The 21,874-nt window shown below is 46.1% G+C and carries 21 protein-coding genes and 2 tRNA genes; 15 read left to right on the top strand and 8 right to left on the bottom strand.

Annotated features, from left to right (window positions below; genetic code table 11):
- The first annotated feature begins 46 nt into the window (after positions 1-46).
- The 4 genes from KU855_RS16430 (at position 47) to corA (ending at position 2,228) form a co-directional block, all read left to right on the top strand.
- Positions 47-123: transfer RNA gene (locus tag KU855_RS16430), tRNA-Asp, on the top strand.
- 60 nt (positions 124-183) lie between these two features.
- Positions 184-275, top strand: a tRNA-Asp gene (locus KU855_RS16425).
- Positions 276-804: 529 nt separating this feature from the next.
- A complete protein-coding gene (locus KU855_RS16420) occupies positions 805-1,176 on the top strand; it encodes a hypothetical protein (RefSeq protein WP_218531656.1) in 372 nt (123 codons plus the stop codon).
- Between the two features lie 104 nt (positions 1,177-1,280).
- A complete protein-coding gene (gene corA / locus KU855_RS16415; protein WP_218531655.1) occupies positions 1,281-2,228 on the top strand; it encodes a magnesium/cobalt transporter CorA in 948 nt (315 codons plus the stop codon).
- Here corA and KU855_RS16410 read toward each other — a convergent pair.
- Both KU855_RS16410 and KU855_RS16405 read right to left on the bottom strand, forming a co-directional pair.
- The gene (locus KU855_RS16410; protein ID WP_218531648.1) at positions 2,223-2,549 is read right to left on the bottom strand and encodes a DUF3135 domain-containing protein; all 327 of its coding nucleotides are present in this window, start codon (positions 2,547-2,549) and stop codon (positions 2,223-2,225) included. The two genes, corA and KU855_RS16410, sit on opposite strands and share 6 nt — an antisense overlap.
- Before the next feature lie 428 nt (positions 2,550-2,977).
- A complete protein-coding gene (locus tag KU855_RS16405; protein ID WP_218531647.1) occupies positions 2,978-3,322 on the bottom strand; it encodes a hypothetical protein in 345 nt (114 codons plus the stop codon).
- Between the two features lie 233 nt (positions 3,323-3,555).
- Between KU855_RS16405 and KU855_RS16400 the strand changes: the two genes are divergently transcribed.
- Complete coding sequence (locus KU855_RS16400; RefSeq protein ID WP_218531646.1) at positions 3,556-4,257, top strand: 2OG-Fe(II) oxygenase; 702 nt, start codon at positions 3,556-3,558, stop codon at positions 4,255-4,257.
- Positions 4,258-4,443: 186 nt separating this feature from the next.
- Positions 4,444-5,733, top strand: a complete 1,290-nt coding sequence (locus KU855_RS16395) for an FAD-binding oxidoreductase (RefSeq protein WP_218531645.1) — start codon at positions 4,444-4,446, stop codon at positions 5,731-5,733.
- Here the strand turns inward: KU855_RS16395 and KU855_RS16390 are convergent.
- A complete protein-coding gene (locus tag KU855_RS16390; RefSeq protein ID WP_218531643.1) occupies positions 5,713-6,393 on the bottom strand; it encodes a LysE family translocator in 681 nt (226 codons plus the stop codon). The two genes, KU855_RS16395 and KU855_RS16390, sit on opposite strands and share 21 nt — an antisense overlap.
- A gap of 224 nt (positions 6,394-6,617) precedes the next feature.
- Between KU855_RS16390 and nadE the strand changes: the two genes are divergently transcribed.
- A complete protein-coding gene (gene nadE, locus KU855_RS16385; protein ID WP_218531640.1) occupies positions 6,618-7,442 on the top strand; it encodes an ammonia-dependent NAD(+) synthetase in 825 nt (274 codons plus the stop codon).
- Positions 7,443-7,471: 29 nt separating this feature from the next.
- Positions 7,472-8,908: a carboxylesterase gene (locus KU855_RS16380; protein ID WP_218531636.1), complete on the top strand. Its 1,437-nt coding sequence runs from the start codon at positions 7,472-7,474 to the stop codon at positions 8,906-8,908.
- A gap of 9 nt (positions 8,909-8,917) precedes the next feature.
- Here KU855_RS16380 and KU855_RS19130 read toward each other — a convergent pair whose 3' ends face one another.
- Positions 8,918-10,888 carry a GGDEF domain-containing protein gene (locus KU855_RS19130; RefSeq protein ID WP_218531634.1) on the bottom strand — a complete coding sequence of 657 codons (1,971 nt, stop codon included), beginning with the start codon at positions 10,886-10,888 and terminating at the stop codon, positions 8,918-8,920.
- Between KU855_RS19130 and KU855_RS16370 the strand changes: the two genes are divergently transcribed.
- A complete protein-coding gene (locus KU855_RS16370; RefSeq protein ID WP_218531633.1) occupies positions 10,845-11,249 on the top strand; it encodes a hypothetical protein in 405 nt (134 codons plus the stop codon). The genes KU855_RS19130 and KU855_RS16370 overlap by 44 nt on opposite strands.
- On the opposite strand, the gene KU855_RS16365 is transcribed toward KU855_RS16370, so the two are convergent.
- The 3 genes from KU855_RS16365 to bioA all read right to left on the bottom strand — a co-directional run bounded on the left by KU855_RS16365 (position 11,217) and on the right by bioA (position 15,461).
- Positions 11,217-12,929: a pseudouridine synthase gene (locus tag KU855_RS16365; RefSeq protein ID WP_218531631.1), complete on the bottom strand. Its 1,713-nt coding sequence runs from the start codon at positions 12,927-12,929 to the stop codon at positions 11,217-11,219. The genes KU855_RS16370 and KU855_RS16365 overlap by 33 nt on opposite strands.
- Before the next feature lie 152 nt (positions 12,930-13,081).
- Positions 13,082-14,026: a Dyp-type peroxidase gene (locus KU855_RS16360; RefSeq protein WP_218531630.1), complete on the bottom strand. Its 945-nt coding sequence runs from the start codon at positions 14,024-14,026 to the stop codon at positions 13,082-13,084.
- Between the two features lie 118 nt (positions 14,027-14,144).
- Complete coding sequence (bioA, locus tag KU855_RS16355) at positions 14,145-15,461, bottom strand: adenosylmethionine--8-amino-7-oxononanoate transaminase (protein ID WP_218531629.1); 1,317 nt, start codon at positions 15,459-15,461, stop codon at positions 14,145-14,147.
- Positions 15,462-15,556: 95 nt separating this feature from the next.
- Between bioA and bioB the strand changes: the two genes are divergently transcribed.
- The 4 genes from bioB (at position 15,557) to bioD (ending at position 19,289) form a co-directional block, all read left to right on the top strand.
- Positions 15,557-16,615, top strand: a complete 1,059-nt coding sequence (gene bioB / locus KU855_RS16350; RefSeq protein ID WP_218531627.1) for a biotin synthase BioB — start codon at positions 15,557-15,559, stop codon at positions 16,613-16,615.
- Entirely contained in the window at positions 16,616-17,725 is a 1,110-nt protein-coding gene (locus KU855_RS16345) for an 8-amino-7-oxononanoate synthase (protein WP_218531626.1), read from the top strand.
- An 83-nt stretch (positions 17,726-17,808) separates the two neighbouring features.
- Positions 17,809-18,561 carry a methyltransferase domain-containing protein gene (locus KU855_RS16340; RefSeq protein WP_218531625.1) on the top strand — a complete coding sequence of 251 codons (753 nt, stop codon included), beginning with the start codon at positions 17,809-17,811 and terminating at the stop codon, positions 18,559-18,561.
- Positions 18,558-19,289 carry a dethiobiotin synthase gene (gene bioD / locus KU855_RS16335; protein ID WP_218531623.1) on the top strand — a complete coding sequence of 244 codons (732 nt, stop codon included), beginning with the start codon at positions 18,558-18,560 and terminating at the stop codon, positions 19,287-19,289. The genes KU855_RS16340 and bioD overlap by 4 nt, the downstream gene beginning before the upstream one ends.
- Positions 19,290-19,341: 52 nt before the next feature.
- On the opposite strand, the gene pepE is transcribed toward bioD, so the two are convergent.
- Positions 19,342-20,052, bottom strand: coding sequence for a dipeptidase PepE (pepE, locus tag KU855_RS16330; protein WP_218531621.1), 711 nt, complete (start codon positions 20,050-20,052; stop codon positions 19,342-19,344).
- Between the two features lie 224 nt (positions 20,053-20,276).
- On the opposite strand from pepE, the gene htpX reads away from it, so the two are divergent.
- Both htpX and KU855_RS16320 read left to right on the top strand, forming a co-directional pair.
- Positions 20,277-21,140, top strand: a complete 864-nt coding sequence (gene htpX / locus KU855_RS16325) for a protease HtpX (protein WP_218531619.1) — start codon at positions 20,277-20,279, stop codon at positions 21,138-21,140.
- A gap of 259 nt (positions 21,141-21,399) precedes the next feature.
- Positions 21,400-21,726 (top strand): cytochrome c3 family protein, encoded by a 327-nt coding sequence (locus KU855_RS16320; RefSeq protein WP_218531617.1) that lies wholly within the window; start codon positions 21,400-21,402, stop codon positions 21,724-21,726.
- The last annotated feature ends 148 nt before the right edge of the window (positions 21,727-21,874 follow it).

Here is a 21,874-nt window from a genome sequence, read left to right as displayed (position 1 = left end):
CCATGACACGCTAGCGACGATAAAAGAATTTAGACTTCGGTCTAAAGGAGCGGTAGTTCAGTTGGTTAGAATACCGGCCTGTCACGCCGGGGGTCGCGGGTTCGAGTCCCGTCCGCTCCGCCAACATAAAGAGAAAGGCCTTATCGAAAGATAAGGCCTTTTTGCTATTGTGAAATAGAAAGCCGAGCGGTAGTTCAGTTGGCTAGACTCTTTGTTTAGAGAAAGTCGGCCTGTCACGCCGGGGGTCGCGGGTTCGAGTCCCGTCCGCTCTGCCACTTACAAAAAAGCCTCGTCAGAAATGACGGGGCTTTTTTGTATTGTTAAATAGAAAACCGAGTGGTAGCTCAGTTGGACTGAGATTGTTCCAGATAATCTCTAACATTCACTCCATCCATGGAAATTTTAGCCTTTTTAGTATAGATAGGCATAATACATCCTGTATAAGGCCAGTTCGGCATTAATGCCTCTCGTTCAAAGCATGACTGCGTCATTTCACCTGTCACGCGTACCGAAGGCACACGGCTTCGAGTTCCGCCAAGCTCACCAAAGTAATCGTCTATATGCTGCAGTTATCTTTATCAGCAAAAGTAACGCGGCTTTTGCGGGAAGCGTATAAATCATATTAATGAGCACTCATTGGTCCGTACAGGGAAAGTGATGATGCGCTCGTGAGACAAATGATGCGAGGTTGCTATGGGCTGATGAAGTATGAGCTGACTCTCAGCTTAAGGTCTTTTATCTCGAAAGATCCTATATTTAGGCCGATGACGCGTTACAATGGCGTTTTAGCATGGAGACGTTAGGGTGTTACTTAAATTATTTGTTACCGCCGTGGTTATCGGTCTAGTGTGGCTTATGGTCTCTAGACGTCGTCAGGAGTCGCTTGCTTCACCCTCCCCAGAATTACTGACTGGCCAAAAGTTACTGCGTAAATATATGCTCACTATCGCTCTTGGGCTGGTATTGGTCTCTGGGATGGCTGTCGGCGCATGGCATTGGTTTTCGCAACAACAGGTTGTACTGGTCACTATTCAGTCACCCACGGAAGGTGCTGTTCGAGAGTATCAAGTGAGAAAAGCGGATATCGACGGCAATCGAATCACGACGGTTGATGGCCTGCAAATTCGGTTCTCTACTGAGGATCGAGTGACTATTTCATCAGTTGAACATCGTTAATAAATTAATTTTTGTCGGTAATGAATACCGTATTGCCTTGATTCACTGATAATAGGATACACTTAGAAACGTTAATTCTGTCATGTTAAGCGTTAGGGGGCAGCATGATTACTGCGTACATCTATGATAATCAGCAACTGATTATGAAAGAGCTTAATATTGGTGACACGTTACCGGTCGACACGGTTTGGTTAGACTTATTCAAACCAGAAGATGAAGAAAGAGAATGGCTGGCCGGCTTTTCCGCCGAAGAAGTGCCTGATGAAGATGATATGAACGAAATTGAGGCATCGGCCCGTTTCTATCAGAATAAAGATGGGTTACACATTAATTCACTCTTCCCTCAACGGGTTGGTCAAGAGGTTCGTGCGGTTAACGTCTCCTTTAACTTACGGTCGCATTACTTAATCACTATGCGTGAAGAAGATGTCGGCTTAATTCGGTTATTGCGAAATTACTTGCGACTTGGCCGATTAGATATCAATACACCTCAACAATTATTCATTGAATTATTCACGCTTAAAGTGGATTACCTATCTGATTTAATTGAAGATGTATACACGGTACTCGATAATGTTGGCCATGAGGTTTTTGATAATGATGAACTTGACGATGTATTTAAACTCATCACATTGCAAGAACACTCCAATGGTAAAATTCGATTAAGTTTGCTCGATACCCAGCGTTCGTTACGTTACATTCAGCGTTATTATCGTCAAAAACTGTCTGATGATGATATGAAAGAAATCAGAGAGATGCTTTCTGATATTGAATCATTAATGCCCCATAGTCAGTTTATTTTTGATAAATTAAACTTCTTACTCGATGCTGCGATGGGCTTTACTGGCCTTCAACAAAATAAGATCAGTAAAATATTCTCAGTGGCAGCGGTGGTGTTTTTACCTCCGACCTTGATTGCGAGTAGTTACGGGATGAACTTTAATGATATGCCTGAGTTACATTGGCATTACGGTTATCCGCTGGCACTGGGGCTAATGTTAGCTAGTGCCGCGGCAACCTATTGGTTTTTCAAATTAAAACGTTGGTTATAAATTTTGAGCTTGATCTTGTTGAGTCGGAAAATCAATGACGGTTGCTGTTGTTGCCTTGAAGTCAGCAGGCTGATTCAACACATTCGATAGGGTCACCAATTTGTTCCGCATCATTGTCATTGCCACAACACATCGTTGGTAAGGGTTATTACACAACGACATTTTATGTTGATAATGATGTTTTAAGCTCAATAATTGTTCTTTATTCTTTCCTGAAGATTCAATCAGTTCATCCATGAGGGTTTCCTGTAGCTTCGCTAATTTGTCTGGCTCGTTTTCAGCCATCCGCTTTAGGGTATCGAAGTCGGGTAAGTCGGTCATAAACCTTCCCTCTGGTTGTATTTTTCCACGCATAGATGATTATGCTGGATTGTTACTGCTTTAAAGCAGGTTAACAGTATATTAACTTTTATAATTCAACAAGAATGCTTGTATATAATGAAATGCTGGTTTGATGTGATTTGTTATAAGTTAACTTTTATCCGCTAAGTATTTAGTTTAATTCTTTGTAATTCATGGTTTTTACGTTCTCAATGGTATGAGTTGTCGCCGATTATTGATGGGGTATTTGGTCGACTCTTGCGCAGGCAAGCTCAAGCTTGGCGCCGGAGCTTATGCCTCGGTTGAGGTTTTTGAGGTGGGCATTGCTGATTGAGTTTTACCGCAGCACCGACAGCAATTTTCATTAATACATCCCAGTACTTAAACACACACTAGTATTTTTACGTTTATCGTAAGCCAATCCCAAATTAGCGCTGAGAGGGTGATTGACGCCTTAATTTAATGACATCATTAGCACTATATGCCGCCATTAATGTAAAGATCATCACCGCCGTCATGATCACTGCTAAACGCGCCCAAGGATGACTAACTGCCATGCGAGCCTCGATGTATTCGATTGTGGTCACGCCCCAGACTAATAGCGTACTCGCGAGGAGGCCGAACTGAAGTGCTCGAGTAATGATGGTGTTTGGAATAAATATCAACAAGGGAGCCAATGAGAAACCCACGGCCGCTAAGGGTTGGTTATAGCGTAAAAAGTGTGCACCTAACAATAAGTAGGCCAGAAAAATAACTAAAATTCGCCACCACATAAGGGCTCTCGAACAAATTAGGATGAGATTAAGCTTAGCGAATACTTAAGGTGTATTCTATTGGCTTGTTCACAGTTTGGTGCTTTTACGCAGATGTTAAAGGCAACTACCTAAGCTATTGCACCCTCATGTTGCCGAGATGGCTGCCCCGCTATTGTGTGACTGTGGTTTTTTGTTTAATTTATTGTTACTTACTTGGGCTGGTATATTTTCATCGCAACGCGGAGAGTGACATGGATTTTATTGAAGTTTACCCCAATGCACTTCCTGACAAGTTCTGTGATCGACTCATCGACATCTTTGAACATCATCAAGGAGTCAAGCCGGGGCAAACTGGACAAGGTGTCGATAAACAAAAGAAAGACAGTTTAGATTTAATGCTAGACGCTCACCAAGAATTACAAGCTGAGTTGGCGAAATTGCTTAATTACACCTTGCCATGTGCGACCCAATACTTTGATAAATATTCACTGACCTTGATGGGCGCGGTAGCCGTACAGGTGGCGAATGATCAAGGCTTGCCAGAAACCTTAACCCCCGACAATTATCTGCAGCTCGGTCAACCGCGCGCGCAGGCTTTAGTGCAATATTTATATCGCAGTGGTGCGGTTAATATTCAAAAATACCAGAAGGGCACCGGTGGTTATCCCCATTGGCACTCGGAGCAATTCCCACAACCAGGTCATAATGAAGCTTTGCATCGGGTGGTGTTATATATGTTTTATCTCAACGATGTCGAAGATGGCGGTGAAACCGAATTCTTTTATCAACAGCGAAAAATTCGCCCTCGCAAAGGCACCATGGTCATCGCGCCAGCCAGCTTTACTCACTCACATCGAGGCAATATCCCCTACAGTCATGATAAATATATTGCGACTTCGTGGATCATGTTTAATCGAGCTGAACAGCTCTATGGTCCAGTGAATAAGGGCTAGCGAGCTTGACTGCGATGAAATATCAGCTATTTCGTGTTGATAGTGACGGTTCGATTAATCTGATTTTCCCGTCATGTTAGCTGCTATTAGTGTTGACTTAATTGGGGAGAAAGCGCTACTTTGTGTAAAAAATAATAAACACCATGTTCGTTGTTTTGTATCATGGTCTCTCATTAGGGAATTGACATGTCATCACAACGCTGCCCATCTTATTATAACGCCACCATTAAACAAGAAACCCATTATCCATCTTTAGCCGGTGAACTCAGTACGGATGTTGTCGTTATTGGCGGCGGTCTGACGGGGGTTGCGGCTGCGTTAGAGTTAGCTGAAAAAGGCTATAAAGTGGTATTGCTTGAAGCCAATAAAATCGCTTGGGGGGCCACGGGGCGTAATGGCGGGCAAGTCACGGGCAGCTTGTCTGGCGATCAGGCCATGACCCAGCAATTACGCAAAAAAATTGGTTCTGAGGCCGAGGATTTTGTCTGGAATATGCGCTGGCGTGGGCATGATATTATTAAGCAACGAGTTGAAAAGTATCAGATTGATTGTGATTTAAAATTTGGTCATATCCAAACCGCTTACCAAGCCAGCCACATGCATGAGTTAACGGCGATGTATGATGAAGCCCATCGCCGCGGTATGGGGGAGCAACTGACCTTGGTGCCAAAAGATGAGGTGCCCAATTATTTGGGGACGACTCTTTATCATGGTGGACTACTGAATCGACGTAATATGCATTTGCACTCGGTTAATTTGTGTATTGGTGAAGCCCGAGCCGCCGAGCAACTAGGGGTTCAGCTATTTGAGCATTCGGCGGTGGTCGATATTAAAGATGGCGCTGCGGCTACTGTGTATACTGCTAATGGCAAAGTGACGGCCAATGCCGTTCTCATTGCTGGTAACGCCTACCATAAATTGGCTCGGCCACAGCTGCGCGGCATGTTGTTTCCAGCTTCATTAGGCAATTGCGCAACAGTGCCCTTGAGCGAGGCACAAGTTGAGGCCATTAACCCCCATGATCTTGCCGTCTATGATTGCCGGTTTGTTCTTGATTACTATCGTCTTACCGCCGATAAACGGCTGATGTTTGGCGGTGGGACTAATTACAGTGGCCGAGAGCCTAAACATGTTGCTAAAGAGCTGGGGGCTTCTATCGCGCGAACATTTCCCACGCTAAAAGGCATTGATATCGAATTTGCCTGGGCTGGGATGGCTGGGATTGTGCTCAATCGGATCCCGCAGTTGGGTAAAGTGTCTCCTCATGTCTATTATTGTCAGGGTTATTCCGGACACGGCGTGGCGACATCGCATATTATGGCTGAGATAGTAGCAAAGGCTATAGATGGCGAGCTGTCTGAGTTTGAGTTATTTGCGGGCATGCACCATTGGCGCATTCCCATGAATGAATGGGTTGGCAATCAAGCGTTAGCGCTTGGTATGATGTACTACCAATTACGCGAACGTTTGCGCTAACGTTAGTTGCCACAGAATTGAGGCGGCTACCACAACAAACACTATGCCAGTAGTTAAATCTATATATGGACTTATACGCTGTAATCTAGCTTGAATGTTAGCTTTTGATAGTAATACCGCTAGGGATACAAACCATAAGATTGATAGGCTAAATAATATAATGGCGGCAGCAGTTTTTGTGGCTATGTTGATCTCGGGCGTCATTAATGCCGAAAACAAGGTAATAAAAAATATTAATGCTTTAGGGTTTAATAAGTTAGTGTAAAGCCCAATAAAGAAACCTTGGCGACGAGTCATCGGGACTAATGAATTATGAGGCTGGTCACCTGCGGATGTTTGTGCTGACTCTGGCACCGATGGGCGTTGCCAAGAGCCATAGGCGCCGCGTAACGCCCCGATACCAATCCAAGCGAGATAACATGCACCAAGAACTTGCACACTAAGGTACGCTAGCTCTGAACGGGCGATAACGACACTGACTCCAGTCAAACTCAATATTGTGTGAACAAGTATGGCGGTCGCAATGCCAAAGGCGCATGCGATGGCCGCTGCGCGAGTTTGTTGACTGGCGGTTTTGATGATGATGGCAAAATCTGGCCCAGGACTGACGAGGGCAATGCTATGGACCAGTGCTAAGGTAATTAATAAAGGTAAGTCCATGATAATTTATAAAATGGTTGCTAATGTTTGATTGTTACTTATCCTGCTAGCTTGTACAAGCCAGTCGCGAGCTTGATTTTCAGCCTTGCTAACGGTGGCGGATGATGGGAGCTAAAAGTTAGCAAGCGCTACATTGGCAAGAAACATGATAAATTCACCTCAATACGATTCGCGCTGAGTGTGGCGAAGGGGCAGGTGGTTAACAGTTAACAATGGAGTGGTCTGTGAAAGGACAAATCTTAAGAGAAATGAAAGTACTGAAGGCAATCGAACCTGAGTACGAAGTCCAAAGAAGGGTGGCCTTCATTAAAATCAAATTAGCGGATGCCAACAGCCAATGTTTAGTGCTTGGCATTAGTGGTGGTGTAGATTCAACGGTCGCGGGCCGTTTATGCCAATTGGCCGTTGATGAGCTTAATCGTGCCAATCCGCAAAAATCATATCAGTTTATTGCTGTTCGCTTGCCGTATCAGGTGCAGCAAGATGAAGATGAAGCGCAAATGGCGTGTCAGTTCATTGCCCCGACCCATCAAGTGACTGTCAATATCCAAGCCGGTGTTGACGGTATTCATGCCGATACCCTTGCCGCCTTGGCTGATGTTCAGCTGTCCGACACCATTAACGTGGATTTTGTGAAGGGCAACGTAAAAGCGCGAATGCGGATGATTGCCCAATACGAAGTTGCCGGATTGACTGGCGGCTTAGTGGTGGGGACGGATCATAGTGCCGAAAATATCACGGGTTTCTTCACCAAGTGGGGCGATGGCGCTTGCGACTTAGCGCCTTTATTTGGCTTGAATAAACGCCAAGTTCGGCAGTTAGCTGCGTACCTTGGCGCGCCAGAACGATTAATTTCCAAAGCACCGACGGCAGATCTTGAAGAGGATAAACCTCAATTAGCGGATGAAGATGCACTGGGTTTAAGCTATCAACAAATCGATGATTTTTTAGAAGGTCATGAGGTTGGCGAGGGCGTTGAACGTAAGCTGATTGCCATATACAAACGCACGCAGCATAAACGGCGCCTGATCCCAACCATATACGATTAACGGGTCAATATTGAGGGGTGTCAGCAGGGATGATGACAAGATTACAGGCACTGTTATTGGTCGTTGTGGCCGTGCTATTGACCAGTGGTTTACTGTTGGCACTGGGTTTGTATTTGTATGTGACTCAGATGCCAAGGTTAGCGCCTTGGCATACCCAAACATTATCTGTTGAGTTTTCACAGCAACGCCATCTCAAGCACTTTGACGATTACTTGCAGTTAGAGCAGCAATTATTCAATCAGTTGGATGATTTTAGCGCCAATTTCAGCCAGAGCGTGAGCCAGCCCCAAGATTATAATCGCTATTATCAGGGGAGTTTCTCTGATCCCAAACAATGGCCACAACAATGGAATCAAAGTTATTATTGGCCTGTTGCTGAAGCCGAATTTGGCATTCTACTGGTGCACGGGATGTCAGATTCTCCTTATGCGTTATCAAATATTGCCAACGCCTTTAAAGGTAAAGCCAGTGTCTTAGGATTAAGGTTGCCTGGACATGGCACCTTGCCCTCAGCCTTAGTTAATACCCAAGCGGACGATTTATTGGCAGCAACCACACTGGCTATCCATCATTTACGTCAAGAGTTAAAGGGAAAACCCATCTACTTTATTGGCTTTTCGACTGGGGCGGCCATTGGACTCAACCTAGAGCTCAAGCAATTACAACGGGGAGCTTCGCCATATTTTGAGCGCATGGTGTTTATTTCACCGGCTATCGGGCTCACACCATTATCGGAATTAGCAAAATGGCAAACAAGGATTGGCCAATGGTTTGGGATTGAACTATTGGCGTGGAATAGCATAAAACAAGAATATGATCCTTATCGTTATGGTTCATTTGCCATTAATGCCGCCGATACCGTGTTGCAGTTAGTGAATGAGAATCGTCGCTTATTGGCCCAGCTCACGACAGAGCAGCTGGCTAAACTCCCCGCTATACAAGCGTTTCAATCCATTAGTGACAATACGGTATCAACACAAGCGATTATAACGGATTTATTTCAACGTTTAGGGAGTCAACATCAGTTAGTCCTGTTTGATATCAATCGTGTCATTGAACAATTCCAATTGCTTAAGCGCGATCCTCGTAGCGCCTTGGTATATCGACCGCATCAAGATAGTTACCAGCTTACTGTGATTGAAAACGTGACTAAAGATAGCCCAAAGGTGCAAGCGTACCATCGTCATGGGCCGCACACCGCCATAGAAGCGCTTGATATGACATGGCCAAATAACGTCTATTCTTTGTCACACATTGCCTTGCCATTTGCCGCCACCGATCCAGTGTATGGCAATGAATTAGTGGCGGGATATGAACAAATCGCCCTTGGCCGATTTTATGCCAAGGGCGAAGCTGGGGTTCACACTATTAACGCCACTGATATGCTGAGACAAAAGTGGAATCCATTTTTTGATTATATGCTTAGGCAAACGGCTGAGCATGTTAGCGGCGCACCTGCTCCTTAAATAAAGGGCTTAACCGATAGAAACGCTGGAAACTTGGGAGTCCTCTTTGGTGCAGATGACTTGATTCCTTCCCATTTCTTTTGCCCGATATAAGTTTTCATCGGCAATGTATAGCCATTTATCGATATTGGCGCTGAACGTCGCCTCGCAAATCAAGGCGCCAATGCTGGTGGCTACATAAAATGCCGGCTCATGTTCGGCATAAAGGATAGCTAACTGCTCTAAGTGTTGCCGGAATTGCTCTAAATGTTCCATTAACGTGGTTTGATCATACATGGGCAGGATCAATAAAAACTCCTCGCCGCCATAGCGACCAATAATATCGGTCTCACGTCGAAAGTGTTGTTTTAATAAGGCTGCCACCTGCCGTAAACATTCATCACCGGCCAAATGTCCATAGTTATCATTGATAGTCTTAAAATGATCGAGGTCGAGCAACACCACGGCTAACTTAGCGTGATTGCGTTGACAATACTCTTGTGCCGTCACAAACAGTTGTTCACAGTAGCGCCGGTTATTGAGACTGGTTAAACCGTCTAATGTGGCGAGTTGTTGAAGTTTTTCATTGGCACACTCTAACTCATAGGTGCGGATAGCCACTTGTTCTTCGAGCTCTAATTGATGCACTAATAACTCACGCTGACTCATCTTGATTTGTTCATAAAGCGTCACCACTTCAATGGGCGTGTGTTGGGTAAATTCAACCTTGGTGCGGCGAAGCTCTGGTTGCGTGAATCGTCTGGCGATTAATTCTAATGGCCGTGTTTGAGTCCGGCTGATTGTTCCCGCGATATAAAAGGCTAATGAAATGGCTAAACATAGAAAGCCAAAACTGTAGAGATATTGTTTCTGGGCGGAGATTAACAAGGGGCTAAAGGGCTGCAACAACATCAGTTGTAAGCCATTGTTAAAAGACTTGGTAAGGTAAATGTATTCAGGGGCATTGTTTGATAAGTCATGGAGATTTAGTAAAGAAAATGGCGTGCTATATCCCGCTCCAGACAGGGCATAGTGTAAAGGGGCTAATACCGTTAATCCTAAGGACTCAGAGGCATACAAGATCCGCTGCTCATTATCTATGATCAGTAATTGCGGCAACGCTTGCCCTGAGGCCGGCACCTTTTCAGCTAACATCTTTTGTATGTCTAATTCTGCAATCAATTGACCTATGGATTGTTGACTACTTTGAGATTGGATATCGATGACGAGAGTTAAATTGAGCTGGTCATTATCATCGATGCTTAGCGGGGGGAGTGCAGTGGACCGTAATGGCGTACTGACAAACTCTATGCTGCGATAATCGGGATTGAACTCGATAAGTTTATTGATACTTTCTTCAATAATGTCTTGCTGCTCAGGGTATTTTTCAATCCATAACGCTAAGGTCATCAATGATTTATGATGATCTTCGAAATAATGGTTTAGGGTCGAATATTGAAAATCTAACGATTCATTGAGTTTACTGAGTTTTAAGGTTTGCTGTTGATTGATATGAGTTTGATTAAGTAGCAAGGTCGACACTAGCACCACAGAGGTAATGGTTAAGGTAAACACATAGGTCAGTTGCGCATTGAAGGTACGTCGTGGTTGATGTTTAAAATGATCAAATCGACTGATAAAAGGCCAGATCAGTATGATTAACGAGCCTATGGTCGTGTAGAGCAAGCCATTAATGGCCTGCTTTATCATGATGAAAGGTAAATGATTGCTGGGTAAATCACTGAACAACATCGCATAACTGGTGAAGACTAAGGGGCCAATCAAGAACCAAAACAACATGCTGGCATAGAGTAAATACAGATTATGTTTGCGAGCATAACCAAGGAATAATGCTTCCAGTGCGACAAACACAAAAACAAACCAGTTGCCCCAAGCAAGATACAAGCCCAAGGCGCAGCCGAAGGCTGTCAATAATGCGAACCAAGGTCCTGCGAGAATGGCCACCATCACTATGGTGACATTACCTAAGATAAATTCCACATTGGCAAACAGTGGAATAGGAAACAAATTCGCGCAAAAACCGATGACTCCGAGTATAAAACTCAGAGCAATCGTTGATTTTATGTCGGTTAACGGTCGCAAAAGAGTGCCTTTTATTATTTTTATGGGCGTTATAGTGATTGGGTCTGTATGTTACTGGATTGTGTGGGCGAATGCACCTTTGCTGGCGACCAGAGATCTTGTGGTTCACGCGCCGAACGAGGCGGTGGCAATAACAGGTGAATATTTAATCGGGAACATGGAGGGCGCAGGGGGCTTGTTCGGCAATGGCGGTAGCGCTATCGGTAAGCACTACCGCAAATTTTACTTAAAAATCAGCATCCACCTGAAAAGTCATTAATTCAGCCGTAACCGGATGATGGATGGTTAAAGATTCGGCGTGTAAATGTAATCGATTCGCTCGCTGGCCATAAAGGTCATCACCAACCATGGGCATATGTAGCCCTTGGGCATGGGCACAATGCACGCGCAGTTGGTGAGTACGCCCGGTTTCTGGATATAAATACAGTTTGGTGCGTAGGCCATCATAACTGATCACTTGCCATTGGGTGATGGCGGGTTTGCCATGTAATTCACACACTAATTGCCGAGGTCGGTCATCTAAATCGCCCCGTAACGGTAAATTAATCGTGCCAGTCTCTGGCGTCAGGTGCCCTTCGATTAAGGCCACATAGCGTTTTTTGGCGCTACGCTGAATAAATTGTTTCTGCAACGCTTTATGGGCATCTTTAGTCAGCGCAATCACCATGATCCCAGATGTCGACATATCTAAGCGATGGACAATCAATGGACCGCTGGCTTGTGGAAATAGCAGTTGCGCTCGGGTCAGTACCGAATCGGTGACTTGCTTACCCGGCACAGATAATAACTCGGCGGGTTTATTAATAATCGCCATTGCATCATCTTGGTAGATAATATCGATTTGTTTCTGCTTGGCGCTATTGATCAATAGGGGATTGTCATCAAGGGCTAACCCTTGCAACATATGGCTTAAAATGGGATGACATTTACGCTGACAAGCCGGATAGTAGTTTTTATGCTGCCTGACTTGCGACTTAGGTGAGGCGCCCCACCAAAATTCCGCCATGGCGATTGGTCGCATCTTGTGGCGAAAGGCGTAATGCAATAATTTGGGGGCCGCGCATTCACCGGCGCCTGCTGGAGGGCTCAATTCCACCGTGCCGCTAAAAATACTGGCGAGGCTTTGTTGTTCACCGCGAATATTGAAGAATTGGTATTGTTGAAATAAGCGTTGTTGCAACTGGCAAGAACGCTGTTTGCGTTCATTTTGCAACTGGGCGATCACTGTCTCCAATGAGCTTAACGCCAAGTTAGCGCTGTCTATTTGTTGTTGCCATGCAAGTTTAGTGTCTCTAAGGCGCAATTTTTCAGCCACACTTGCCTGGCTTAGTGCGCCACTTAATTGTTGCCACTGCTCAGTGAGAGCTTCTTGCTGCGAGCTCGGCGCCGTATCCAGCGCTGCCAGTAATGCTTGCCGCTGGCGTTTACGCTGCTGACGCGCCGCAATCATATCTTGTCTAATGGCGGCTATCTCAGTGTCCGCTTGCTGTTTGAGCGTGGCAACTTCGGCTTGGTTTTTGGCCAGTTGTGGCGAGCTAAGTAGCTCGGTGACTTGACGATTTAACGCGTCGATATAGTCTTTTTGCTCAATAAAAAACTCATCCGCTTCTAGCATGTCGTACACAGGTGGTACAAAGCCTGGCAGATGATTGCTATTGGCTAATTTTCCGGAAAAGGCGCTGAGGTAGCCCAGTTGTCCCTCAGTGGTTTGGACGACTAGCACCCCAAACATTTTGCCGATTGCCGTATCAAGTTTGCCGTCGAGACCGAAATTATGTTGCCAATCCGTTTGGTGAGTGAGGTGCGCCTGCAATGCCTCAACTGCATGTACGCTAAGCTCATGAGGCTGATAATAAAAAGGAAAAGTGAAGCGTGTGGGTAGCGCAATATGGGCAATATCTTGAGCAAACGGGGTAAAACAAGACTCAGTGGTGTGCATAGACAAACTTGGACTTTAACTAAGGAAACGGCAGGCGGGTATTTTAGCCTGTTCAAGGCGTCAGGTCATGGAATATATAATAAGCTATTGCCACAAACATAAGGTCAGGCCTGATGTTTATGGCAATACAGGGATGTGAGTAACCCTAGCGTTTAGTCATCAAATTGCGCCAGAAATGTCATTGATGGCATAAAATAAATACCGCCGGTTTTGGCATCGACAAAATCAAGTAGACGGTCGTAGTCGCCTTGTGCGTCAGCGTAGATCATTTGCTTGAGTGAGGTGTTGATGATTTCCGGTGTCGAGGCAAAACCGAGGAAAAACGTGCCATGTTCTTTGGCATTACCCCAGGGGCGATTTTGTCTTAACATTTTAATTTCAACATCATCAATTTCGACTTTGCTTTTGGCATTATGCGCCCAGGCAGGCTTAACGTCATCATCGAGTTCAACATTATCCATCTTAGTCCGACCAATAACTTGCTCCTGATATTCGGTATGTTGAGCCTCCCATTTATCGAGATGATCGACATAGCGTTGCACCGTCAGGTAGCTGCCACCTTGATGGAGATCAATGTCTTCTTGCACCAACACGGCCTCTACTCGTTCATCCCCTGTCGGATTTTCAGTACCGTCGACAAAGTCAATCATGTCGCGATTATCAAGATATTTATAGCCTTGGATATCTTCAATCAGGGTGGTGAACGAGGCCAGATCGCGCATCACTAACTTAGCGGCTTGGAAATTTAAATCCATTCGGTTGGATTTTATCATCACAAAAATATCTCCCTCAGTCGCAGGAAATACTCGAGGGCCATCTTGCATAGGCGTGAATGCTTGCAGTTGTGCTGGCATGGGAATTTGGGGAAACAATAGCGGCCAAGCGAGGGCCGAAAAGCCGATACTAATCGATAAGCTGGCGTCTAAATCTTTTTGATTAATGGACTTGGTAATGACATCCAGTTTGGCGAGGGCTATGCCAATGTTGGTGCAGGCTACCCCTTGGTTTGACGGATTAATCACAAAAGTCATGTACTCGGCATGGGTGGTTGGGTTGGTTAATACACCTGCTTGTGCCAACTTACTCAAATGGGTCATGATTTGCTCCTGCTAGAATGAATGGATATCGACAAGTTTTCGTCTTACTATACGTAGAACACTTCTTGAGTGATATCCATCTAAAGTCAAATTAATCTAGCCGCCATCCCACACTGAATTAACCATGGCAAGGTGTGTCGGACGGTAATGGTTGCACGCTGAGCTCTCGGGCGACAATCCCCATTGCTTGGGTTAATCGGCTGAGTTGTGCTGAGCTAATGGTATAAGGCGGCATAATATAAATATAACGCCCAAAAGGACGTACCCATACTCCGAGTTCGACAAATCTAGGCTGTAATAAACTGGTATTGACCGCGTGAGTCATCTCGATGACGCCTACGGCGCCGAGGACTCTGACCGCTTTGACTGCCGAGGCGGAGTCGACGTCAGCTAATTCTGCCTTAAGTTGTTGCTCTATCATGGCCACTTGTGTTTGCCATTGGCCCGTTGCAATCAAGCTCAGGCTGGCGCTAGCGGCTGCGCAGGCAAGGGGATTGGCCATAAACGTCGGACCATGCATAAACACCGAGGTTGATGATTGGCTTATTCCTAATGCCACTTCATCACTGCATAAGGTCGCGGCTAAACTAATATGTCCACCGGTAAGCGCTTTTCCTAAGCATAATAAGTCGGCCTCAATGTCGGCATGTTCATAGGCAAACAATTTGCCTGTGCGGCCAAACCCTGTGGCGATTTCATCTAAAATCAATAAAACCTCGTATTTATCACACAGCTGCCTAAGCACTTTGAGGTAGTCCGCGCTGTAAAAGAACATCGCCCCAGCGCCTTGCATTATCGGCTCGATAATACAGGCAGCAAGCTCATGATGATGGTTGGCAAATACGGTTTCTAACGCCGCAACATCGGCAGGCGTTATCGGCTCATTGAAAGGTACGCGGGGGGCATCGGCGAAACATTGCGGGGTTAAAGCGTGGTTGAATAAATTGTGCATGCCAGTATCAGGGTCGCACACGCTCATTGCGGCAAAGGTATCACCGTGATATCCGCGTTTGAGAGTCAGCATTTGTTGCTTAGTGGGTTTGCCTTTACCTTGCCAATATTGCAACGCCATTTTCATTGCGACTTCGACCGCTACAGAGCCAGAGTCACTGTAGAAAACCTTGGTGAGATTCGGGCTGGTCATGGCCAATAATTGCTTACCAAGACGAATGGCCGGCTCATGAGTGATCCCGCCAAACATGACGTGACTCAGTTGCTGCATTTGTGCCGACATGGCGCTCAGAATCTGCGGATGGCTATATCCATGCACGCACGCCCACCAGGAACTCGTGCCATCAATTAACTGGCGGCCATCGGCCAAGGTCAAAAGGCAATCTTGAGCCTTGGTCACCGCAAATACCTGCGCAGGTTCGCTAAGGTTGCTGTAAGGATGCCAGAGGTGTTGCTTGTCAAATGAATAATCAATGTTGCTCATAAATTAACCACTAGTAAATGGTGGGTTGGCACTTTGATTGACAGTTTACGGCCTGAGGTTATGCTAGCCAAGATAATATTTATTCAGGGGAACGTATGTCTACTCAGTGTCGCCATGATTGGCAAAAGCATGAAATTGAAGCCTTGTTTGCTTTACCAATGAACGATTTACTGTTTAATGCTCATAGCATTCATAGACAAGCATTTAATCCTAATGAAGTGCAAATCAGTCGCTTGTTATCAATTAAAACCGGCGCTTGCCCAGAAGATTGTAAATATTGCCCGCAAAGTGCCCGTTATGACACCGGTCTTGAGAAAGAGCGACTGTTAGAAATAGAGAAGGTGATCACCGAGGCGCGCAGTGCTAAAGCCGCCGGTGCCAGCCGTTTTTGTATGGGCGCCGCTTGGCGTAATCCGCGTGATAAAGATATTCCCTACTTAGTCGATATGGTGCGCGAAGTGAAATCTTTGGGCTTAGAGACCTGCATGACCTTGGGGATGTTAAATCAACAGCAGGCTCAACAATTAGCCAGTGCCGGACTTGATTATTACAATCACAATTTAGACACTTCGCCTGAGTTCTATGGCGACATCATTACCACTCGTACTTATGCCGATAGGTTAAATACCCTCGACAATGTGCGTGCCGCCGGGATGAAAGTGTGTTCTGGTGGCATTGTGGGCATGGGTGAATCTATCCAAGATCGCGCCAGCTTATTGCAGCAATTGGCCAATTTACCCACACATCCTGAGTCGGTACCTATCAATATGTTGGTTAAGGTCGCGGGTACTCCATTGGATAATCTTGATGATTTAGATCCATTAGAATTTGTGCGCACCATTGCCGTCGCGCGCATCGTGATGCCGCAATCGCGGGTACGTTTATCCGCTGGCCGTGAAAAAATGAGCGAAGAATTACAAGCTATGTGCTTTTTTGCGGGGGCCAACTCCATTTTCTATGGTTGTAAGTTATTGACGACCAATAATCCTGAAGAAAACCAAGATATGCAGCTGTTTAACAAGCTTGGGTTAACCCCTGAACAGGGGCCTGCGGCGCAGTCGATGTTGGGGGCGGAGCAAGAGGCCATTGCTCACGTTAAGGCGCAGCAAGATAAGCGGAGTAACGCGCCATTTTATGACGCTGGAGCGTTGTAATTGACAGCGATTAAGCAGTGGCAGCAACGTCTTAGCGCAGCGATGACCGCGAAAACTGCGGCTGGTTTGTTACGTCAACGGCGCCTAGCCAATCCTCGGCTCGATTTTAGTCATAACGATTATTTAGGACTGGCTAGAGATGCTGACGTGGCGGCAGCGCTTGCCGAAGGCGCGCTCACCTTTGGCCATGGCAGTACGGCATCGCCATTAATTAGTGGTTATACCGCAGCGCATCAACAACTTGAGCAAGGATTGTGCCGTGCCAGCGGACAAGAGGCCGCGTTACTGTTTTGCTCTGGTTTCAGTGCGAACGGCAGTTTATTTAAAACCTTATTTGGTAGCGCCGAGGTGATCTTAGCCGACAAATTAATGCATGCGTCGGCATTGGATGGTATTCGCGACAGCGGCGCCAAATTAGTACGCTTTAGTCACAATGACGTGGCATCGGCGCGAGCGCAATTGCAGCGATTAGCTGCTGCTGATACCCCCGTTAGCGCGATAGTGACTGAATCTGTTTTCAGTATGGATGGCGATGAAGCGCCATTAGTGGCCTTAAAACAATTGGCGTTAGAGTTTGGCTGCGCCCTTATTGTCGATGATGCCCATGGTTTTGGATGGCGGCCGTTAGCCGTGCAGCCTGATCTGCAACTGGTGACTTTTGGCAAAGCATTAGGTGGCCAAGGTGCTGCCATTTTAGCATCACAATTAGTGATTGATTATCTAGTCAGTCACAGCCGTGCCTACATATACTCTACGGCCTTGTCTCCTGCGTCTTGTGTGGCGGTGAACGTGGCGCTAGATAAAGCGCAGCAAGGGGCAACTCGAGCTCAATTGATGGACAATATAGCCTATTTTCGTGAGGTTGCTGTCGCCTTGGGCATCGAGATCATGCCGTCGCACACCCCAATCCAGGGCGTGTTAACTAGGGATATTGAACGTACCTTGAGTATTGCTTATCAGTTAAGAGAGCAAGGCATTGCGGTGGGAGCCATTCGACCGCCCACTGTGCCACAGGGATTGTGTCGACTGAGGATCACCTTAAGCGTGGCGCATCAACCCCGAGACATACAACAATTATTGACGGCCTTAGCCCAAGCTCTTGGCTGCTAGTGTGCTTGTCACATGAGGTATTGTGACCAAGATGAACTCATTGATAAATTTCCGATGGTGTGGTGGTGATAGCAGGGGGATGTATGGCGCTTGAAAATGCGATAGCTAGCCATTTTTCTCGGGCGGCGAGCCAGTATTCACAACATAATCGAGTCCAAAATATTTGTCAGCAACAACTGCTAGCGCGTTTAACATCAGGCGCGAATTTGCTCGATGTTGGTGCGGGCCCTGGCACAGATTTCAGTAAAAATGTGAACTGTGGTACACTGGTGCTTGCTGTCGACATTGCCAGCGGTATGTTAACCCAGTTATCGACGAGTTTTCCGACGTATGTTGCGATGCAAGCGGATGCACAAGACTTACCGATAGCCACCGCCAGTATTGACAGAATTTATTCCAATTTGGCTTTGCAGTGGTGTGATGATTTTAGTCGTGCTGCCGCCGAGTTGACTCGGGTCTGTCAAGGGCAAGGTGAATTGCTGCTAAGTATTGTCACCGCAGGCAGTCTACCTGAACTTTTAACCCTGCAATTGAAGGTTAATCCCTTTCGTAGCAGTGACTATATTTACTCTGTTTTTGATGATGCTGATTGGCAAACCTTATCGGCAGAAGTCCACACAATTAAGGTTCATTTCGATAACCTTCGCACTTTGCTGTATTCCATTAAAGGAGTCGGAGCCAATACGTCATTAGTGACCGATACTGATGCTTCTCGAGGTCTATTGTCACGACGTTATTGGATGGATTTGCTGGAAGTGGCCGAAACATTGCGAGAGCCGCAGGGTATTCCGTTAACCTACAAGGTTACTTTTCTACATATGAGGCGCTTACCATGAAACCAACATTATTCATTACCGGCACTGATACTGATAGCGGTAAGACATTAGTCGGCACTGGTTTATTGCACCTTGCTCGACGTGAAGGCTTTGAAACTCAAGGTTATAAACCATTGGCGTCTGGTTGTCTGCCGACTCAAGATGGTTTGCGCAATTCCGACGCGTTAGCCTTGATGGCCGAATCAAATCTGGGCCTGGAGTATGCGGAGGTTAACCCTTTTACTTTTGCCCCCGCGATTGCTCCGCATATTGCTGCTAACCAGCAAGGCCAAGATATCTCCATTACTAACCTGACTGAATCAATGATGTCGGTGGGTTGCTCGAGCCATATGGCGCAATTGGTTGAAGGGGCCGGTGGTTGGCGTTTACCTCTGCAACAGGGTGAGTATTTATCGACGTTCGTCGCTCAGCAACAGTGGCAGGTGGTGCTGGTGGTAGGCATGAAGCTTGGGTGTTTAAATCACGCGATTTTAACCGCTGAAGCGATTGCCGCTGATGGCTTAACCTTGGTCGGTTGGGTGGCAAATCACATCGATGGTGATATGAGCTGTTTTGAAGAGAATTTGGCGAGTTTACAGCAAATGATGCCCGCCCCGTGTCTTGGGGTTGTGCCGCCGTTAGTCGATACTAGCGCTGAGCAAGTCGCCAATCATTTACAGCTTCCCCACTGTTGGCTCAATGCCGAGCAAGACGTAACAGTATCGCGGGTGTCAAGGCTGCAAGCCTAACATTAACTCGTCATAAAAAATGCCTGCTCTTGCAGGCATTTTTGTGTGAGGTTTAAGCCAGTAAATGGCTTAAATCACTATTAGCAGCAATCACTTGTTGCTGTATTTCTCCGCAAAAGTAATAGCCGGGTTCTTTACCAAGTAAACGCAATTGCTGGCCTGCGAGTTGCAGCGCCGAACCTTCCACAATCCCGACCACAGGAGTATGGCTGTCAACGCAGGTGAATTCAAAAATTCGCTGTGCTCGCGTCTCTCCATTGTGTCCTGGCTGAATATAATCGGTGTAATGGGGGTTTAGTTGAAACGGCACTAACTGTAACGCCTCAAAACTAGGCGGGGCGATAATTGGCATGTCATTGGTGGTGCGAATGCTTAAACCAGCAATGTTGGAACCGGCACTCCAGCCAATATAAGGGGTGCCTGTCGCTACGGCCTCCTGAATGGGTCCGAGTAAATCATGTCGATATAATTCGTGGAGCAGATGGAAGGTGTTGCCGCCACCAACCAAGATCACATCCGCCGCTTTGATGGCTTGGTGGTAATCGCTATGCTGGTGGATGCTACTCAATTGAATATTCAAATCGCCAAGACCCGATTGTACTTTTGCTAAATAGTCATCGTAGCTAATGCCGACGCCAGCAAAAGGAATAAAGAGCCAGTTAGTGCCGGCAGCTTGGTAGGGGGCAATATAGTCGATGGCATGACTGAGGTAGGGGGTGTCACCGAGTTTAGAACTGCTTAACAGAAGCACTTGGGTTGTCATTATTGGATGTCCAAAGTTAATCATTGGCACAGAGTAACAAAGTTTTTACTGTTAATGCAGTCTGTTAGCCTAATCAAGCCATGATTAAGTTTGGCTTAATTATCTGTTCTTAGACTCTAGTTGGCCAAAGAAATAAAGGATGTGCCCCTTGATATTTGGCATTTAAGACATATTATGTCAATAGTAAGGTCATCTCGGCACAAAGTGCCCTATTAGGAGCGGTAATGAAACGTATATTTTTATTGATTGTAACTAACTTAGCGATATTGCTGGTTGCATCAATTGTCATGTCACTCTTGGGTGTCAATACATCCACTATGAGTGGGTTATTGGTATTTGCGGCAATCTTTGGTTTTGGTGGTGCATTTATCAGTTTGGCGATTTCAAAATGGATGGCCAAGAAAACCATGGGGCTGCAAGTGATTACCCAAGCTCGCGATGCGTCAGAGCAGTGGTTGATGGACACCGTGGCTCGCCAAGCTAAGCAAGTCGGCATTAACATGCCTGAAGTGGCGATTTATGATTCTCCAGAATTAAATGCTTTTGCTACCGGCCCAAGCAAAAATAACTCCTTGGTCGCCGTGAGTACTGGGCTGCTATATAACATGTCTCAAGGTGAAGTAGAGGCGGTGTTAGCTCATGAAGTTAGTCATGTGGCTAACGGTGACATGGTCACACTGACCTTAATTCAAGGGGTGGTGAACACCTTTGTCATTTTCGCGGCTCGCGTGGTTGCCGGCATTATTGACAACTTTGTCTCAAGCAGTGATGAAGAAGGCGAAGGCTTAGGCATGTTCGCTTATATGGCCGTCGTGTTTGTATTGGATATGTTGTTTGGTATTTTGGCCTCCATTATTGTTGCTTATGTCTCACGTATTCGTGAATACAGTGCTGATGCCGGCGGTGCTCGTTTGGCCGGTAAAGAGAAAATGATTGCTGCACTTGAAAGGTTGCGTTCAGGCCCCGAGGCCGGAGCTATGCCTGCTTCTATGTCAGCATTCGGCATTAACGGTAAGCGTAGCATGGCCGAATTACTGATGAGCCACCCGCCATTAGAAAAACGTATTCAGGCACTGCGCCAGTCATAATATAGGCTTGCTCAATGAAAAAAGGAGACAGTGTCTCCTTTTTTGTTTTCAAAAAATATTAATTCTCACATTAACTTGCATGAGATAGCGCACAGTTTATAAGGAATAAGGCTGATAAACTATTGATGGCTATTTTCTTGTTGCGCTGTTTATCAGGCTGCACTAAATTAGATTGATACAAGAATGAATAATTACAGGTTGCCGCAAGCTCAACACGCAAGTCAGGCTTACAGTAGGCACCACCTTCGGAGGATATATCGTGAGCAATAAATTACTGAGCATGTTATTCGGCGCTGCTATCGCCTTATCACCAGCCGCCTTTGCAGCTGATCAAAACCTAGCTGACTTCCATGGTGAAATGGGCGGCTGTGAAAGCTGTCACGCCAACGGCGAGCCTTCAGCTGATGGCGCTTTTGAATTTGAGCAATGTCAAGCTTGTCATGGCACTTTGGCCGAAATGAGTGCAACTCACCAAGCGCATGATGGCATGATGACTTGTGCTGATTGTCACGCGCCACACGACATGAATGTTGGTCAGGCGCCAACGTGCGACGCTTGTCATGACGACGGTCGTACCGGTCAGTAATTCCAAATTATCTCTAAAAAGCCGGCGTTAGCCTAATGCCGTTCACTTAGTGTGAACGGCATTTTTCTTAGACTTAATGGGATACTTGTTTTTACTCATTTTTAACGCACGTGGATAGGCCCTATCCCGTTTCCCATCAAGCTTGAAC

The sequence above is a fragment of the Shewanella sp. NIFS-20-20 genome, assembly GCF_019209865.1.
Classification (GTDB): Bacteria; Pseudomonadota; Gammaproteobacteria; order Enterobacterales; family Shewanellaceae; genus Shewanella.
This window is presented reverse-complemented; position numbering and strand designations above follow the sequence as displayed.